Here is a 16,988-nt window from a genome sequence, read left to right on the forward strand (position 1 = left end):
CTAAGCTCGGTTGGAGTTCTGAGTGCCCATCTTCACCGAGTCGGTGTTCGCAGTGGGGTTCCCGCTCCCAAGCTCTAATGGGCTAACATGGATGTTTCGATTTGAACCGCCTGGATTCCTTGCTACATCCTGGCCACCCATTGGGGGTGGGGTGTACCCCGAATTCCCCACGCCCATTCTCCCCTGAGCCATCGCCTGCTGATCCTGCCCCCCGAGCTGGGATCCGACGTTACCGAACGACGAATACGACGCAAACTGCCCCAGCGTGCCCTGGAAGAATGCGGCGGCCATCGGTGGCGCCATGACAATCAGTGTCGACAACAAGAGACCGACGCCGCCCTGCTGCAAGGCCATACTGTTGATGCCATCTGTGCTGCCGATGTCGGCGAATGTCGCGAGGTATTTCGCGGCGAAGGCGGCGGTGATGGCTTTCATCATCTTCATTGCGATGGCGACCATGACGGACAGAACGGCAAGAGAAAACACCGTACCTATGCCGTATAGCAACCACTTGCTGAACAGTTGCTTGGTCTGCTCGAACAGCAGGCACATGATAAAAATGGGCCCGAAGCCTATGAAAAGCGCGAGAGCAATCTTGTTCAGCAAGAGCATCGAGCCAGCGATGACGCTGGGGCCGGCGATGCCGATGCCCGTAAACCAGCGGTTGCGATCCTTGGACGCCTGTTCCTCGTCGTTCTTCCCCGAGTTGCCAGGATCGACGCTGTCAATGATGGCCAGTGCGACTTCCATCTGGGCGAGGTTGTCGTCGATGGACTGAAATGGGCTGCTGCTATCGGCTGTAACGTAGCTGGCGATTGTCGACGACATGCCGTCACTGAGTTTCCAGTAGACCGAGCTCGACGAGTAAGCGGCAGTGGTAGCGATGAAGACGATGAGCGTCGCGCGAAGCGCGTCGCCTACCAGCACCATCATGGGCTGGCGGGACTGACCCGTAACGATGCGGAAGCCCTGGAACATGATCCATACGGTAAGCACGACCACGGCGACGAGGCCGATGATGGACGCTGCGCTGGAAAGCAGGCGCCACTGCATGTAGTCGATCTCATCGCGCAAGAAATTGTTGATCTGCGTGAAGAAGACGAAGTTGGTAGCACCGCCGAGCGGGTCGGCAAGCGCCACGGCCGACTTACTCACAAGATTTCCCATCATGCCGATCATGTGAGCGAGTTCCTTTCCGGATGAAGTGTCGCGTCGCGGTGATGCAACGAACAGGTTTGAGTTGCACCGATGTGGTGCTGGCGAGTCTTATAGGCCATTGGAGTCGCCGATGGACAGCCTCTGCATGCCGCTGGGCGCGGTCGACTTGACGCTCTGCAGCGCGGCCTGGAGGGCGGCGCCACTGATCAGTCCGCTGATCGCCGGACCGAGATCGATCGTGTCGCCAGTCGGGAGCGAGATGTTCGTCCAGGAGTCGGCCTTCTTGCCCGTATTCGCGCCCCGTGCCATCAGCGCCTGGGTTTTACGGAGGTACTCGATGTTGGCATCGTATGCATAGTTGACCGTGGCCATCTGTTGCTGGTCGAGCGAGATCAGGTTGTAGAGGGCCGTGAGCTTGTTGGTGTTGTCCTCGAGCTTGCCGTACTGATTGGCATCGCTCCCCGTAATCTTCGAGCGCTCGAGCAGGAGCTCGCGGAGCATGTCGTCTCGCTTCTTGTTGGTTTCGTACATCAGAAGCATGTACTTGTACTTCGCGTTCTGGATAGCAACGATCTTGTTACAGGTCGCCTGCTGCGCATCAGCTACGGCCTTGCAACCCGCGCCGTCGTCCAGCGCCGTGGACGTTGATGCCGGCAGCACCTCATCGGGATCGACCACGCGTGCTCCCGGTTGGCTGTCCTTGTAGGGCTGGTTGTTTTCACTGTTGCCGATGATCAGCTTCTTGTTGATCGCATCGAGGTTGGCGTTGACGGTGTTGCCGCCGCCAGCGTTCGTATCACCGATGGCGGTCTTCAGTGCGGTAGTGTCGGTGTTCGTGCCCTTAGTGTTGTCCTTGATGTCGGACAACTTATCATTGGCATCCTTATCTCGCACCGACCATGCGTCCTGCGCGTGCACGGAGGGTGTGATCGCACAGGCAAGGAACACGGCCACCACGGCGCCGCAAAAGCGGCGGCCAGGGGCCTGTGACAGCAGCGAGGCGGAATTGATCGTTGGCATGAGAGTCTCCATCGTCAAAGGGAATGTCAGATGGCAGCGCTGCGCGCGGGGCGCGTGGACTGCGGGCCGGAGGGCCTGGGCTTCTTGCCGCTGCCCTTGCGGTGCTCGTAAAACGATTCGAGCCATTGATCGGGGGTGAGATCGTCGGACGAGATGCCTTCATCAGCGGCACGCTGCGCGAGAATCTCGTGCATGATCTCGATGTTGTCGGTCGACGCGGAAATGACGGCCAGCGAATCGTCCATGCCGCGCAGATTGAGCTGGCAGACGGCCGATGCGTGACCCTGCTTGACCAGGAACCGACGCGAACGCTCGTCGAGGCTGACGACCACCTGGTATTCGGCTTCGGTCAGCTTCAGGCCGTTGACGTAGTCCTCGCGGCTCGCGTTCGGGTTCGGCAGCAGGATCATCGTTGCGGTCTGTTCGATCAGGGCGGCGGAGATGTCGCTGGCCAGGGCGTCTTCCGGGCTCTGCGTCGCGAAGATGCCCATGCCGTTCTGTTTACGGATGGTCTTCTGCTTGTTCTTCGCGAACTCTTTCAGGCCGCCCTTGCCGTCGAGGATCTTCCAGAACTCGTCCATCACGTAAATGAGGCGGCGACCGTCGATCAGCGCTTCGAGACGATGCAACAAGTAATTGATGACCGGCGCGCGAACTTCCGGATTGTCGATGATGTCGGTGTAGTCGAAGCCGATGATGTTGGACCGGGTGAGGTCGACCGTGTCCTTCGGGTTGTCGAATACCCAGCCCAGCGAGTTGCCAGCCGTCCACTTGCGCATGCGGATGAATAGGCCGTCGTCGCCGAGGTTAGGCAGGCTCTTCTGGAAGTTGGTCATGTTACGCAGGTGCATCGGGGTGTCGAGCATGTTCTCGACTGCCCGGAAGATATCTTCTTCCTCGCGCGAACTGTAGATGCTCTTCGCCGCCAGAACCTTGATCAGATCGGCAAGGAACTGGACGTTTTCTTCGGTACGCTCGCAATGGAATGGGTTGAAGCCGGTGGGCTTGCCGTTCTCGAGGGCGAGATAGTTGCCGCCACAGGCACGCACGAAAATCTCGGCGCCGCGGTCCTTGTCGAAGAAAAAGATCGTCGGTGACGGATCGAGCTTCTGCACCTGGCTCAGCAGGAAGTTGATCAGTGCCGTCTTACCCGTACCCGACTTACCGATCACCATGGTATTGGCGATAGCTTTTTCGCCGAACGAATTCTCGGCGGGATGGGTGGCGTGGAAGTTGAAGTAATACGGCTGGCCATTGGTCGTCTGCAACGTGGTGACGGCGTCACCCCACGGGTTGTTTTCCTTCTTGCCGGTGGCGAAGTTGTGCAGCGGTGACAGGCCGAGGAAGTTCAGTGAACTGATGTTCGCCAGCCGGGTGCGGTACTTCCAGTTGCCCGGGAACTGCGCGTAGAAGGCTGCCGTGACGGCCAGGTCTTCCTTCACTGAAACGAAGCCTGCGTTCGACAGTTCCGCGCGCGTGGCGGCAATCTGCTGCGACAGGGCTTCCTGGGAAGGCGCGTAGATGGTCATCGAGAAGTGGTATTCACCCAGCACGAAATTGCCGGAGGCCAGTTGGTCCATCGCCTGGTCCATCTCGACGATCTGGCTTACCGCCTTATCGCCGGAGGAGATCATCATGCCCTTGGTGCGTTCGAGTGCCTTCAGCGCATCCTGGCGTCCCATCGGGCTGAACGAGTGGGTGACGATATATTCGAAGTCAAGGTATTTCAGGCCATTGAGGATGCCAGGGAACGTCCCGTCAACGAATTCCTTGATGTTGAGGATGGCGCCGAAATGGTTGATGCCACTGGGTGTGGTCAGAACGAAGTCACCCGTCTTTGCCGAAAAGCGCTGGCGGCTCACCGGCAGGTAATCCTTCACGGGGGCGCTGAGCACCGGAACGGGCTCGTCGATGCGATTGAGCACGTAGCCGAAGAGCTCCAGCACCTCGGAGAACACGATACCGTTCGGGGCCTCGTACATACCAAGGCGCGATGGCGCGTAGTCTTTCAGCACAGCCTCGACGTTACCGGCGAGCTCGAGAATGGTGGCGATCGCCTGATTCTGCTCCGAGAGCAGGCGGGCGGCGTCGCTGGATTTTTCCGCGAAACGCTTGCCCGAGACGACCGGGCGGTAGAGCATCGTAAGGTAGAGCTCATTCTGCATGAGCTTCTGGGAGGACAGCGCCTCATAGTACGCGTCCGACATGGTCTGATTGAACGCGTGGTTGAACTTGTCCTTCTGCTTCAGACTGCGACGGCGGCGAATGTCATGGACCCAGAAAGCCACATTGACGAAGTCCGGCGCGCGCAGGGTCTGCAGCATGCGGTTGAATGTATTGTGGCGGTGCTCGAGGTCCCACTCTTCGCGACCTACGAACGGCAATCCGGCCAGTCGCCAGACCAGCATGTAATCGCCCCCGGTCGTCTTGAGGACGGTCGGCGAGACGTGGGTGGATAGTGGAATGTGTTCGCCGATCGGAGCGTCTGGAGTGAACATGGCTGGTTACCGTAGGGAAACTCGAAAAGGCCCTGGCAGGAAATCTGCCAGGGCGTCTGTGTCGCTTATCGCTTCGCCTTCCCGGGCTCGCGATAGTTGTTCGGCGTGAACACCCACATGCCGTCGTGCTCCTGCACGTTCCGGATTTTCGTGCGGAACTGCAGGCGCAGCCCCAGCAGCCGGAAGATCATTTCGTCACGACGCGCCATCTGACGCATGATGAAGACGTTGACCGGAATCAGCAGGAGAAACCACATGTTGAAGTACATCGCCATCAGCAGTCCACCGCCCGCACCGACAAAGAACGGCACGTAAGGAACGCCCATGAACATGGGCGGGCGCGTGCAGCCGCGAAAAAGCGCGTTCTTATACACTGAGGTGCAGCAGGCTCATGGCGGCGTTGGCGGCATCGAGGATCATGCCGACCTTACCGCTGGACGAGGTGCAGGCGGTGGTGCCGGTGCCGGAACCGGTGCCGCCTACGACCATGCTGGCGACCTGCGCCGCGGCACCGATCAGCACGCCACCGATCAGGGCGGGGGCCACGTCGGCGATGCGCTTATGCGCAAAGGCGATCTGGTAACCGGAGAAGATCACGGCGATCGTCACGACGACGATGGATGCCGCATTCAGCAGGCCGTTGATGCTCTGGAAGAAGCCGCAGACCTTCGTGCCGGTTTCGCCGGTACCGTCGCCGTCGGCACCGAAAACGATGGTCGGCAGCATCATGGCGAGCACGATGGCGAAGAAGGCGATCTTGCGGGACAGCGACGTTTTCGACGGATCGTAAATGGTGTTGAGGGAGGGCAGGGCCATCTCAAAAGTTCCTTAGTGGACAGTGTAAACGTGAATGCGGAAGTCGGATGACCGCCGCGCGGTGGTGGCGGCGCGAAGGCCACCGGCTGACGAAACGACATGCGGGAAAAACCTCTTCCCGCACGGGGCGGCCCAAAGGCCATCGCGACTACCGGACATGCCGATAACCGTGCGACACATGGTGGACATCCTTTGCATGGATGATCCGGAGTACTCAGAAGACGAAAGCGCCATCGCCCCCTCCTTGTCGAAGGTCGGCCTGATCCCGCCTCTGCCCCGGTGCTCCGCTACCGGATGACGGACTGATCGCCGGTGCAGGATCGTTGGGACCGTGGACTTCGGGCACGAAGACCGAATTGGGATCGTCCGCGGCGGCGGCGGGAGCATTGCCCACCTGATTGGCCGAAATGCCGATCTGCGCCATCGCGGCAGCGGTCGCCGCGTCGGTGGGGATCCGTCCCGGCTGCGGGGCAGGGAGATTGGTGGGCAAGGCTGCGCCGACCTGCGCCATGGCTGCCGCGGTGGCCGAATCGGCTGGAATCCGCCCGTTACCTTGCGGGTAGACGACAGCCGCTGGGTCGGCACTGACCATCGGCATCTGCACCTGACCGTTGACGCCGGCGGCGGACGCGACGGCAGGAGCGACCGTGGTGGAAAGCGCCGCATCGACCACACTCCGCATCGCGACGCGATAGGCGCCGTCGTCAGCGCGGATCACCGGTGTTCCGCGCGTGGCGGCTTTGCTCGCACCGTTGTTCACCAACTGGATCGGGATTGCGCTGGCATTGGTCGCCATGGCCTGGCGGGACATGGAGGCGAACACTTTCTGGACGTAACCATCCTGGTAGCCGGTCGTGAAGTTGCCGGAGTAGTAGCAGCTGAATGCCTTGCCCCAGTCGCCACCGGCGCTCGTGTAGCACTGAGCGAGGATTTTTGAACCGGCAACGAGGTTGGGGCAGAGTTCAAAGGCTTTTTCGTAGCTATCGAGGCCATACTTGCCGAAATTGGCACGATTGACCTGGGCCACTCCCAGGGAATAGTTGTAGCCCTTTTCTTCGAGCATGCGGACGGTCGCCACGGCCTCATCGAGATTCTGAGGCTGGCGAACGAGCTGCGCGCCGACGACGCCGATCGCAAACGGGTTGCGCGACGACTCGACATTGACCACGTGCTGCATCACCTCCGCCGGTACGGCAAGGTTGGGACACGCCATCATTTCCATTCCTGGTACCACCGTTACAACTCCTGATTAATCACCGGTTGTCCGAGCGTTACCCCCCGTCCGCCGATAGTGCGCGAGCCGGGTTGAAGTCAATGCCGGTGATGTGTCGACGCCCGGCATGGGCTTTGATGTGTACGACGATGTCGATAGTCATCATCAACAAACGTTTGATGGTCGAAAACTCAAGTCCCGACCCTTCATTGGATGCCTTGACCATGAGGGCCAGCTGGTCCCAGGTCTGCTCCACACTTCCTGCGTGACAGCTTGTGATCGAACCGGGATGCCCCGATGCGCAGTTTCGGATGAAGTAAAACGACTCGTCGCCGCGAAGCTCGGCAAGGATGATCCGGTCCGGCTTCATGCGCAGGCAGGCCTCCATGCAACTCTTCGCGGTGATGTTACTGGTGCTCTGGCCCCCCTTGGAATAGAGCAGGTGGACCACGTTGGGCTGGTCGATGAAGAGTTCTCGGGCGTCTTCAATGGTGACGAGCCGCTCATCGACAGGAATATGCCCGACCAGCGACTTCATGAATGTCGTTTTACCGCTACCCGTGGCGCCGGCGACGACGATGTTCTTCTTGCTGACGACGGCATGGCGGAAGAAATCCGCGTAACGACGCTCCGCACGAAGCTCGAGCAGCTCGCGATCGACCTGGCTGATCGCGTTGCCACCCTCCAGAATCTCGTCGAAGAAACCGTCTTCCTGGTACTGGGCGAGCGATTTGCTGTGCTTGGAAGGCAGGCGGATGGTGATCGACACACGTCCGGCTTCGACGGCCGGGGGAATGACGAACTGGGCACGCTGGCCGGTCGGGAAGGTCAGTGACACGACCGGATCGGTATCCGTGATGCGCTGACCGGTGTTGCTCTCGTTGACCACCGCGGTGCAGAACTGACGCGCACGCTCGAAGGTCAGCGACGGAATGTCGACCCGCTCCCATGCACCGCGCCGCTCCAGGTAAAGCTCACCTGGGCGGTTGATGCAGATTTCAGTCACATCCGGCGAGGCAAGGAAGTCCCGGACGCCCAGTACTTCGTACTGATAGTCCAGGAATTCGTTACCAACAGCGGCGAGGGCGGATTCGTTCATGCTCTATCGAATCCGCATCAATACCGGGCGACCACGCCGCTGAAATCGACGTCCTTCGCGACATAGATCGCCAGGACCGTACCCTGGTTGATCGTCACGGTGGCCGGGCGATTCGCTGCGCGTTGTACTGCGCTGTTGGCGATCTGTTGGATGGTCATGGCGGTGTTGCTCTCGAACGGGTTCTGCGTCACGACGCCATTGCTGATCGTCGTCTGCTTGGGACCATGCTCGGCGGCCTCGTACTTGAACGCGTCGCTGAACAGCGAAATGAGCAGGGCTGAGCCGATGCGGCTACCCCAGTGCGCGTTGTAGTAACCGGGGTGACCGGCGCCACCCAGCGTATCGATACCCGGGCTGGCCATCTTGACGTCGATCCCCGTCGGAGTGACGACACGATCCCAGATCACCGCGACGCGCGGGCCGTTCGGTTCCATCTCATACTTGCCCAGCACCTTCGAGCCCTTCGGGAGCAACAGGCGCTTACCCGTAAAGGAGTACACCGGCTCGGTGACCACGCAGGACGTGAAGCCCGGGATGTCGGTGATGATGCGGGTCTCGAGCACGCAACGAATGAACGTGCCCCGCAGCATCAGCGTGTCCGGATGCGTCAACGGTTCGGCACTCGAGACGTCGGCGAGTTCCTTGGCGCCATAGGCACTGTTGACCGGTACGCCGTTGTTCGGAAGCGGGCCGCCTGGAAAGCCTGGAATGCCAGCACCTCCCATGAAGCCCTGCGGGCCACCGCCGGCCTGACCGCCACCGCCGCCATTCGCATTGCCGGCGATCTGTGCTGCGTCGTTTGCGGCCATGATGCGACGCTCGAGCAGGGTCGGACCGCGCGACGCCTCGGGCATGGAGGCGGGGCGCAACTGTTCGGGGGTCGGCAGAGGCGGGGGCGGAGCCAGCGCGATAGGCTGCGCACGGTTCTCTGTGTTGGGAAGGGCGGGCGTCGGCATGACGCGTGGCGCTTCGGGAACGTTGACCTGTTCCTCGCGCGGCTTCTCCACGACCTGCTGCTTGGAGCTACCTCCGCTGAGAAGCAGGTATCCCGCGGTAAGCAGCAGAACGATGATGCCGGCGAGGAATACCAGCGCCCGCCTGTTCATCCGCCGAACGTCGTTCGCGGCAAGTGTCGGCGCGCCCGCGTCCAGGTCCGGCTGCGGCGCTTGCTGGCGCTGTTGTGAATAGGGGTTGCTGGCCAGAGGATCGGGACGGTCGCCCACGCCCTCGTGCGGCGGGACATGACCGGCCTGGTTCTCGTCGTCCGGATGATAAGGATTGTTCGGGGTCACTTCTTTGTGTTCCTTCGCAGGCCCACGACGTTCGAGTCGTGTCGGATGACAAGGTAGTTGTACGTGCCATGGACGACGAGCGTATTGCCCTCGACCGTGGTGTTAACGACCTGATCTTCACCGTGTTCCTTTTCGCGCATGTACACCGTGGGGAAATTGCCCGTCGGGAACTGCTTTAGGTCTGGCATCTTGATGTACGTAAAGCGCCCGTCATCGTACACATTGACTGGCACGATCCACGGTGCGGTCTTGCGTGTCTTGGCGTAGTCGTAGTCGAAGTTGTAGTCGCGACCCTTGACCAGCGACGTATCCAGTTCCGGGGTCTCGGATACCTTTTTGGTCTCCGCGATGAAGCTGGTGTCCGACGGATAGGTGAACGTCACCTTGTACTGCACGCCGGCGCGGCGCGCCTGTTCAAGCGTCTTCCAGTCCGTCGCTACTACCTTGAGCTCGAAGATATAGGAGTGCGTCGCCGTACGAATCATCATGTTCGTATCGACGTCGACGTTCTTCGGCTTGATATAGAACACGTTGTCGCGGCGCGTCAGTTCCCAGCCGCTGCTGAAACCGGTGCTGAAATCCAGCACCTTCTCGTTCGGGTTCAGCTCGATCTGCGTGGTGATGCCAAGGCCTGTACGCACGGTGTAGATGTGGTCGGGCTGGTATTCATACGGGGTCACGACCTGAGGGGTGACGACCTGGGCGCTGACGGCGCCTGCCAGCGAGGTAATCGCGAGGCAGGTGAGCATGGCCAGTCGGAGTGTGCTGGAACCTTTCATCAACGGCGCCCTCCATTGGCGGCGTTTTGCGGGACGGCCTGCGGCGCGACCGGCGCGGCAGATTCGGGAATGGGCGGTGCCGAGAGAGGCGCAGCCTGCGCGCCCTGCGGGATGGCGGAGGGTGCGCCCGACGTTTCTGGAGCGGTCGACGGCGCGCCAGTCGGCGCAGCGGAAGGATCCTGCGTGGCGGGTACCTCCGGCGGCGGGCCTTCGGCGTAATCGTTGTCGACGCGATATGTGGTGACCTGGAATCCGAGCGGATTCTCGACGCGATACTGATCGTCCATCTTCAGGTTCGGCTTATAGGTGAATTCCATTGTCGCGATCTTGCTGTCGAGAGGCACCGTCACACCAGTCTGCTTGTTGAAAACAGACCGCTGGAAGCGAACGGTCGCGCCCTTGGGCGTCGCACCGTTCCCACCGCCGATCAATACGATGCTGAGGATCTTGACGCGGATCGCGCGCTCGCGACCATAAGTCTTGAACGGGGCGTCGGGATTCGACTGGGCGTGCAGGTTGACATAGACCTGCGCGACGGAAGGCGACGACATGGTCAGCACCGTGGCCCAGTCACGCATATTGATGATCGCGACGTCGAACGATTCACGCGCGAGAATGAAGTGCGCAATGTTGCTGCGGTTCACGGCCTCGCTGGCCGTGACGCGGCGGCTGAACACGTCGTCCGTCAGCTGGGCGACTGAGCTAAGGCCCGAATTCGCGTCCGCCATGACGATGTACGGCACTTTTTCCTTCAGCGGAAGCATGTAGAAATAGCCGCCGAGGAGGATCAGCGACATGATGATGGAGGCGAACGCCACCATCCATGCGCGACGTTCGCTGCGCCGGGCGAGGTCGCCTACCGCGATTTCGAAATCGACGGATTTCGCTACCGCGGCGTCGATCTTCGGAGATTCTTTTTTGTTACGCATTTAACGAATGCCTGCCTTGGTCACAACGCTGGATCGGATCAGTTAGCGGCCGTCTTCGCACCAGGAACCGGTGCGGCGGAAGTGTGGTTCGTCTGCGGAGCATCTGGCGTGGCGTTGTCGGCACTGGCCTTGCGTTCAGAGGCCGACGCGGGGGTGCCGGCGGCCGGGACGATGGCACTCGCTTCCTCGACCACGATGACCGGGCCGTCGATAAGTACGACGACACCCTGCGGCGCGTAGATGGCGCTCAGCTGAGAGGCAGCGTCGCGTCCTTCGGTCGTATGGATCGACGAGGTGCTTTTCGGCAGCGTGAAGTCGGACCGAAGTTTGTAGTTGAGCTTCATGCCGGTGTCCGAAGACCAGCGCGTCAGCATCACCTTCAGCGTGCCGTCCATCGGCGCCGCGTAGTACGTGTACGGCACGGCGAGCGGGATCTCGACCACCTTGTCGTCGTACTTGTTGACCGGACGCCAGCGACCGCCGAAGTCCTTCGCCGGCGGCGTGCCGCATGCGGACAGCAGCAGGACAAACCCGGAGACGAGGAAGAGAGTAAGGGCAGGGTGCAGGATTTTTTTCACGCGTGGCTCGTAAGTCATGAAAAGCAAACAGAAAACATCAGCGGCCCTCGTCGCGGAAGCCCGGACGCGGGGTCGAGAAACCGTTTACATCGCTACGAAAATGACGACGGAACGTGCGGCCTGGCGACTTGCCAGGCCGGTATCGGTCGATGAGCCGTGGCGCGACGCGCGCCAACGGCAAAGGACTCCCCTGGAGGAGCTGGAACCTCGGGCCAACCGGCCCCGAGCGATATGCAAATCATCCATAGAACATCCTGTATCGAGCGCCTGCGCGCCCTTGCATTACGTGCCAGCAAAGAATGGCCGCACGACCCCCGGAGCGATAGAGATATCGCCACTCGCAGTTGCCGCACCGAACCAGTGATTCCCCAAAACGTTTCTGCGGATCTCAGTCCACGTTGTTAAGATAGCGCAACGTCGCATTCCTGGCTAGTGGGCTGTATAACCGTTTTCTGTGGCGAATATCACACAAATTCAGCCCTTATCATGTCTTGAACTAACCGAAAGTTGACGCAGATCACATTCTTGCCGTGCGTTACGGCTTACGAGAATGTTTGGAATGTGTATGTCTCGTGAAGGTTGCGCTTGAAACCAAGGCGCACGCTTCCACGCGGATGCAAACGTTGTCACTTTGCGATGTCACTCGTGCGACAGCCGTGTCTCTGGCTGAGTTTTTGCCGCATTCAAAAACGGGGGTGCCATGCTGAAGGAGGAGCGCCGGTGATGGCAATGTGCGCCGCCCTGAAAAACATGTGAGCAACGGCCAACCGTTGCCCTCAGTGGCCCAGGCGGTGCCAGCGTTTACCGACGTAGACGCACACGCCGCCTTCAGGGCAGGGTTGCAGGCGCCCGTGCGCGCGCGCTTCCTGAACCTCGTCGAACCACGCGGCTTCGTCCATACGCTTGTAAATAGTCCAGCTGAGCACGCAAGCGCCACAGATCGCGAAGACCGCCGCCGCGCCCGCGGCGGCCAGCGCCTTCCACGCGCTGATGGCGTGCAGGCGTCTCAGGGCGTGGACGTTCGCTTCCAGCGCCGTACTTGCACGTGTCAGCCGGGTCGACGCCTGCGTCATCGCACGCTCGAGATCGCCGGCGGCAGCGGCGGCGCTGGCGACGATCGCGTCGCCAGCGCGCATGGCAAGTTCGGCGGTCGCGTCGCGTGCGCTTGTCTCCGCGGTCAGTGCGAGCGACTCCGCCGCGCGGACGAGTTCGGCGTGCGACAACTCCGCCTGTCGCGTCAGGCGCTCGCCCAGGCCCTGCAGGCCGGAAGCGAACATGCCGAGTTTGACCGTGATCTCTTCAGCGTCGGTCCGGGTCATCGGCAGCATGTCAGAGCGCCATCGCTGGAGCGCTTTGCTCCGCGACCTGAGTAGGTACCTGTTCCGCTGTGGGCTGCACCGGGAGCGAATCGGTCAGGGCCTGCTGGTTGCTCCGTTCACCCTGAAGCAGCCAGGTCTGCCCGTCCAACGTTTCGCCATAGGTCCGACCGACCCGGCACAAGGCGTCCACGTCGCCCTCGGCGCCCGAACGGCACAATGCCTCGAACATGTCGTGCGTCGACGTCTGCCGCGTGACATTTCCATCAGGTCTGTCGGGTGCGCTGACATATGGGCCCCTGTTCTGCATGAGCGTTTCATGCGCCGTCCTGGCTTGATCGACGGTCCGCACTCCCGCGATCCCGTCGACGACCAGGTCGTGGTTCTGCTGAAACGCCATGACGGCGAGGCGCGTGGCGTTGCCGTAAGCGCCATCCGGGCGCACCGCGTAGCCGAGGTCATGCAGTTGCGTCTGGAGTTCACGCACCCGATCCCCACGAGCGCCTTCGCGCAGCGTGGAAGAAGCCGGCGCCTGGTGCGACGCACTCATCGCCATGAGGTCTTCGGTGCCGATGGTCTGGTTACGGATCCCTTCGACGAGTTCGGGCGTGATGACGGTCGACCAGTGATTCACCGCCGCGACGCGCTCGGCGTAGCCATTGCTGCCGCCATTGATGGCCTTGGTCGCCGCGCGTACATCCGAAGGATCGATGTCTCTGCATCGTTCCTTCCAGTAGGCGATGGCGACATCGGCGGAAACGTCGGGATCGCTCGCAAGGTGCGGGTGCTCGACCAGGTCCACGCCCACGAGTCGCCCGAACTTTTCGTAATTGGAGCGTCCGGTCAGCTGGATTACGCCGCGACCGTGAAATCGCCAGCCATCCCCGGGCTCCCGGTTACCAAGCGTGGGGTGGGTGTCGTAAAGGAGGTTTGCGATGGTCTCGGGATCTCGGGTAGCCAGTGCCGCGTCGACCTCCTCGCGGGTGTGTCTGGAGCTAAGGCCTTTGATCTGGCTGAGCGCGCGATCCGCGCTCGAATACATCATGCTTTCGTTCACGCGATGAAAGTTCATCGACTCCACCGAGGCCTGGCCCATGAGATTGGCCAGCTCGGCGGGCGAGGTGATTCCTTTGTCGATCGCGCGCTTCAGCAGTGTCGTCGAGTGTTGGTTGAATGTGCTCAAGGTTCCCTCCGCTCAGAACGTGGTTATGGTGTGTTTGACGAGCAGAGGCCAGAGGCGGTCGGGATCGAGGTCTTCCATCGGAGTGACGGGAAAGTCGCGAGGCGAGACGATTTCGCCATGGGCGGCGCCCAGCGGCGCGTCGGGGTCGGCTGAGCGCTCAACAGGGAAGTCCTGGGTCATCGCATGGACGATCCACCGCTTTCTGGTGCCGTCGTAAGTGAACTCGAACGTGTGATGTTGGCGATGGGTCGCGTTTGCCCAGCGGATGGTGCCGGCGGCGATTTCCAGGTCGTAAATGCCCATCATTTCCTGCGGGCGACTCATGTAAGGGTTGTTGACGCAGTCAACCGCGCTGTCGCTGCGAGCCGTTTCCTTCCACGTGCCCTCGTGATCGGTGAACACGATCAGCTTGCATGGGTTGTTTCCGCCATGACGGGGCTCTTCCACGTAACGTGCGCCGGGGTAGACGGCAACGACGAGCCCTTTCGTGCCGTTGCCGGTCAACTCGCCGGTTTTGAAGGCGAGCACCAGGTCGTCGGGCGCGAGAGCGGCGCGGACGTCGTCGGGGACAGTTGGCAGCGGCGGCGCGGGCAGCGCGAACGGCCGCGTGCTGACGAACAGGGCGGTGGCGACAGCGACGCGAAGCCGCGCCACGTTGCGAGTGACGTTCCTTTTCATGAGGGTGCTTCTTCCTGCGCCTGCCGAAGCAGACGGTTTGATGGGCAGTACGCGTTGGTAGGGGAGGGCGGCGCTCTGGACCGGCTTGCGACGACGAGTCGGCAACTCAGGATCGTCGTTGCATGCCAATCATGGGTTGCCATCGTAGCGGCGTTGGCCGGACGCGACAATGCGTCGTACATAGAACTTTTCTGAAAAATCGTCCGGATTGGGGTTGGCTTCGCATCGACAGCCCGCCACCTTCCGGGTTAGAAGTTCTCTCTTTGCCCGACAGGATCCCCGGATGGCCGTTGACCTCATGCCCACCGATGCCGAACTCATGGCGCTGGCCCAGGAGGTCGCCGCCGCCGCGCAGGAGCGCCGGGTGATGGTCGCGACCGCCGAGTCCTGCACGGGCGGCTGGATCGCCAAGACGCTGACCGACCTGGCCGGCAGTTCCGCGTGGTTCGAAGCCGGCGTCGTGACCTACAGCTATAGCGCGAAAGAGTCGCTGCTCGGGGTCAACCCGCGCACACTGGAGCGGACGGGCGCCGTCAGCGAGGAGACCGTGCTGGAAATGGTGTCCGGTGCATTGGCCCGGTACGGCGCCGGTGTCGCGGTGGCGGTGACCGGCATCGCGGGCCCGTCCGGCGGCACGCCAGACAAACCTGTCGGCACCGTTTGGATCGGCTGGAAGCGCCGCGGGGGCTATGCCCACGCCACGCTTCACCATTTCGATGGTGACCGCGAGGCGGTGCGGCGGCAGACGGTCGCGGCCGCACTTGCTGGAATGACCGCGGAACTGAAGGGCTGAACCGTCCGGGCTATGGCAAACTTGGGGATTGCGGATCGCAGTCCCTGAGACGACGGTCCGGCAAGATACTCACCTACACACGAGACCGGATACCACGATGGACGACAATAAGCGCAAGGCGCTGGCGAGTGCCCTCGGCCAGATTGAAAAGCAGTTCGGCAAGGGTGCGGTCATGCGTCTGGGCGACCGTGTCGACGACAACATCGATACCGTGTCCACCGGCTCGCTCGGCCTCGATATCGCCCTGGGCATCGGCGGCCTGCCGCGTGGCCGTGTCGTCGAAATCTATGGCCCGGAATCCTCCGGTAAGACGACCCTGACCCTGCAGGCCATCGCGTCCTGCCAGCGCAACGGCGGCACGGCGGCCTTCGTCGACGCCGAGCACGCGCTCGATCCGAGCTACGCCGAGAAGCTGGGCGTCAACGTCGCCGATCTCCTCGTCAGCCAGCCGGATACCGGTGAGCAGGCGCTCGAAATCGCCGACATGCTGGTTCGCTCGGGCGCCGTGGACATGGTCGTGGTCGATTCGGTGGCCGCGCTGACCCCCAAGGCGGAAATCGAGGGCGAAATGGGCGACTCCCACGTCGGCCTGCACGCCCGTCTGATGAGCCAGGCCCTGCGTAAGCTCACGGCCAACATCAAGAAGACCAACTGCCTCGTCATCTTCATCAACCAGATCCGTATGAAGATCGGCGTGATGTTCGGCAGCCCGGAAACCACCACCGGTGGTAACGCGCTGAAGTTCTACGCCTCGGTTCGTCTGGACATTCGCCGTATCGGCGCGGTCAAGAAGGGTGACGAAGTCATCGGTTCGGAGACCCGCGTCAAGGTCGTCAAGAACAAGGTGGCTCCGCCGTTCCGCCAGGCCGAGTTCGAGATCCTCTACGGCGAGGGCACCTCGCGCGAAGGCGAGATCATCGAGCTGGGCGTGCGGGAGAACCTGATCGACAAGTCGGGCGCCTGGTATAGCTACAAGGGCGATCGCATCGGCCAGGGCAAGGAAAACGTCCGCCAGTTCCTGCGCGACAACCCGGCCATGGCCAACGAAGTCGACGCGGAACTGCGCGCGCGCCTGCTGGTCAAGGCCGGTCCGAAGTCCGAAGCCTCGACCGAGGCCGACGAGCTTGAGGAAGTCTGATAAAGGCGCGGGGAAGGGCGACGGCAAGGCCGATCGCCCCACCCGTACCGCGTACGACAAGGCGCTTGGGCTGCTTGCCCGGCGCGAACACTCCCGCCGCGAACTCAGGCAGAAGCTTGATCGCGGCGGTTTTACGCGTGACGAGTCGACTGCCGCCGTCGAGCGGCTGGGCGACCAGGGGTACCAGGACGACGATCGCTTCGCCGCCTCGTTGTTTCGCAGTCGGGCCGGGCAGGGCTACGGGCCGGCACGGATCCGGGCCGAACTTCGCAGTCAGGGCGTCAGCGATGCCACGATCCGCCAGTTGATGGAGGAAACGGACATCGATTGGGACGATCTGGCCGCCGGTCAGCTGCGTCGGCGCTATGGCGGATCCTCGGCCGACCCCGCTGAACGGGCGCGGCGGGCGCAATTCCTCTTGCGTCGCGGCTTCGCCGCCGCCACAGTACGTGGTCTAACCCACGCCGATGCGGAAGACGCCGACGACGATTGAAGGCA

The 16,988-nt window shown here is 61.9% G+C and carries 17 protein-coding genes; 3 read left to right on the forward strand and 14 right to left on the reverse strand.

What is annotated here, in order from left to right; all coding sequences use genetic code 11:
- From FA85_RS16590 to FA85_RS16655, 14 genes are all read right to left on the reverse strand, one after another.
- Positions 1 to 1,179, reverse strand: a complete 1,179-nt coding sequence (locus tag FA85_RS16590) for a TrbL/VirB6 family protein (RefSeq protein WP_239739840.1) — start codon at positions 1,177 to 1,179, stop codon at positions 1 to 3.
- 87 nt (positions 1,180 to 1,266) lie between these two features.
- Complete coding sequence (locus FA85_RS21125) at positions 1,267 to 2,178, reverse strand: hypothetical protein (protein ID WP_051943823.1); 912 nt, start codon at positions 2,176 to 2,178, stop codon at positions 1,267 to 1,269.
- A gap of 26 nt (positions 2,179 to 2,204) precedes the next feature.
- Entirely contained in the window at positions 2,205 to 4,676 is a 2,472-nt protein-coding gene (locus FA85_RS16600) for a VirB4 family type IV secretion/conjugal transfer ATPase (protein WP_036114754.1), read from the reverse strand.
- Between the two features lie 65 nt (positions 4,677 to 4,741).
- On the reverse strand, positions 4,742 to 5,050 hold the full coding sequence (locus FA85_RS16605; RefSeq protein WP_036114751.1) for a VirB3 family type IV secretion system protein: 309 nt from the start codon (positions 5,048 to 5,050) through the stop codon (positions 4,742 to 4,744).
- Positions 5,043 to 5,492 (reverse strand): TrbC/VirB2 family protein, encoded by a 450-nt coding sequence (locus FA85_RS21595; RefSeq protein ID WP_081907540.1) that lies wholly within the window; start codon positions 5,490 to 5,492, stop codon positions 5,043 to 5,045. The genes FA85_RS16605 and FA85_RS21595 overlap by 8 nt, the downstream gene beginning before the upstream one ends.
- 214 nt (positions 5,493 to 5,706) lie before the next feature.
- Positions 5,707 to 6,714 (reverse strand): transglycosylase SLT domain-containing protein, encoded by a 1,008-nt coding sequence (locus FA85_RS22680; RefSeq protein WP_197056567.1) that lies wholly within the window; start codon positions 6,712 to 6,714, stop codon positions 5,707 to 5,709.
- Positions 6,715 to 6,763: 49 nt separating this feature from the next.
- Entirely contained in the window at positions 6,764 to 7,804 is a 1,041-nt protein-coding gene (virB11, locus tag FA85_RS16620; protein WP_036114748.1) for a P-type DNA transfer ATPase VirB11, read from the reverse strand.
- Positions 7,805 to 7,821: 17 nt separating this feature from the next.
- Entirely contained in the window at positions 7,822 to 9,096 is a 1,275-nt protein-coding gene (locus tag FA85_RS16625) for a TrbI/VirB10 family protein (RefSeq protein ID WP_036114745.1), read from the reverse strand.
- Positions 9,093 to 9,875 carry a TrbG/VirB9 family P-type conjugative transfer protein gene (locus FA85_RS16630; protein WP_051943819.1) on the reverse strand — a complete coding sequence of 261 codons (783 nt, stop codon included), beginning with the start codon at positions 9,873 to 9,875 and terminating at the stop codon, positions 9,093 to 9,095. Before FA85_RS16630 ends, FA85_RS16625 begins: the two co-directional genes overlap by 4 nt.
- Positions 9,875 to 10,804, reverse strand: a complete 930-nt coding sequence (locus FA85_RS16635) for a VirB8 family type IV secretion system protein (protein ID WP_036114742.1) — start codon at positions 10,802 to 10,804, stop codon at positions 9,875 to 9,877. The genes FA85_RS16630 and FA85_RS16635 overlap by 1 nt, the downstream gene beginning before the upstream one ends.
- A 38-nt stretch (positions 10,805 to 10,842) precedes the next feature.
- Entirely contained in the window at positions 10,843 to 11,382 is a 540-nt protein-coding gene (locus tag FA85_RS22470) for a hypothetical protein (RefSeq protein ID WP_239739837.1), read from the reverse strand.
- A gap of 776 nt (positions 11,383 to 12,158) precedes the next feature.
- A complete protein-coding gene (locus FA85_RS16645; RefSeq protein ID WP_036114740.1) occupies positions 12,159 to 12,710 on the reverse strand; it encodes a hypothetical protein in 552 nt (183 codons plus the stop codon).
- 1 nt (position 12,711) lies between these two features.
- Positions 12,712 to 13,881 carry a peptidoglycan-binding protein gene (locus FA85_RS21135; RefSeq protein ID WP_051943817.1) on the reverse strand — a complete coding sequence of 390 codons (1,170 nt, stop codon included), beginning with the start codon at positions 13,879 to 13,881 and terminating at the stop codon, positions 12,712 to 12,714.
- Between the two features lie 12 nt (positions 13,882 to 13,893).
- Positions 13,894 to 14,559, reverse strand: a complete 666-nt coding sequence (locus FA85_RS16655) for a hypothetical protein (RefSeq protein ID WP_036114738.1) — start codon at positions 14,557 to 14,559, stop codon at positions 13,894 to 13,896.
- A 283-nt stretch (positions 14,560 to 14,842) separates the two neighbouring features.
- Between FA85_RS16655 and FA85_RS16660 the strand changes: the two genes are divergently transcribed.
- The 3 genes from FA85_RS16660 (at position 14,843) to FA85_RS16670 (ending at position 16,983) form a co-directional block, all read left to right on the forward strand.
- Entirely contained in the window at positions 14,843 to 15,352 is a 510-nt protein-coding gene (locus FA85_RS16660; protein WP_036114736.1) for a CinA family protein, read from the forward strand.
- Positions 15,353 to 15,449: 97 nt separating this feature from the next.
- Positions 15,450 to 16,490, forward strand: a complete 1,041-nt coding sequence (recA, locus tag FA85_RS16665; RefSeq protein WP_036114733.1) for a recombinase RecA — start codon at positions 15,450 to 15,452, stop codon at positions 16,488 to 16,490.
- A complete protein-coding gene (locus FA85_RS16670) occupies positions 16,477 to 16,983 on the forward strand; it encodes a regulatory protein RecX (protein ID WP_036114731.1) in 507 nt (168 codons plus the stop codon). The genes recA and FA85_RS16670 overlap by 14 nt, the downstream gene beginning before the upstream one ends.
- The last annotated feature ends 5 nt before the right edge of the window (positions 16,984 to 16,988 follow it).

The organism is Luteibacter mycovicinus (assembly GCF_000745235.1).
GTDB classification, from domain to species: domain Bacteria; phylum Pseudomonadota; class Gammaproteobacteria; order Xanthomonadales; family Rhodanobacteraceae; genus Luteibacter; species Luteibacter mycovicinus.

Coding starts and splice junctions, on each gene's coding strand:
- FA85_RS16590 (WP_239739840.1), bottom strand. CDS start 1,179: ATGATCGGCATGATGGGAAATCTTGTGAGTAAGTCGGCCGTGGCGCTT.
- FA85_RS21125 (WP_051943823.1), bottom strand. CDS start 2,178: ATGCCAACGATCAATTCCGCCTCGCTGCTGTCACAGGCCCCTGGCCGC.
- FA85_RS16600 (WP_036114754.1), bottom strand. CDS start 4,676: ATGTTCACTCCAGACGCTCCGATCGGCGAACACATTCCACTATCCACC.
- FA85_RS21595 (WP_081907540.1), bottom strand. CDS start 5,492: ATGGCCCTGCCCTCCCTCAACACCATTTACGATCCGTCGAAAACGTCG.
- FA85_RS22680 (WP_197056567.1), bottom strand. CDS start 6,714: ATGGAAATGATGGCGTGTCCCAACCTTGCCGTACCGGCGGAGGTGATG.
- virB11 (WP_036114748.1), bottom strand. CDS start 7,804: ATGAACGAATCCGCCCTCGCCGCTGTTGGTAACGAATTCCTGGACTAT.
- FA85_RS16630 (WP_051943819.1), bottom strand. CDS start 9,875: ATGAAAGGTTCCAGCACACTCCGACTGGCCATGCTCACCTGCCTCGCG.
- FA85_RS16635 (WP_036114742.1), bottom strand. CDS start 10,804: ATGCGTAACAAAAAAGAATCTCCGAAGATCGACGCCGCGGTAGCGAAA.
- FA85_RS16645 (WP_036114740.1), bottom strand. CDS start 12,710: ATGCTGCCGATGACCCGGACCGACGCTGAAGAGATCACGGTCAAACTC.
- FA85_RS16655 (WP_036114738.1), bottom strand. CDS start 14,559: ATGAAAAGGAACGTCACTCGCAACGTGGCGCGGCTTCGCGTCGCTGTC.
- FA85_RS16660 (WP_036114736.1), top strand. CDS start 14,843: ATGGCCGTTGACCTCATGCCCACCGATGCCGAACTCATGGCGCTGGCC.
- recA (WP_036114733.1), top strand. CDS start 15,450: ATGGACGACAATAAGCGCAAGGCGCTGGCGAGTGCCCTCGGCCAGATT.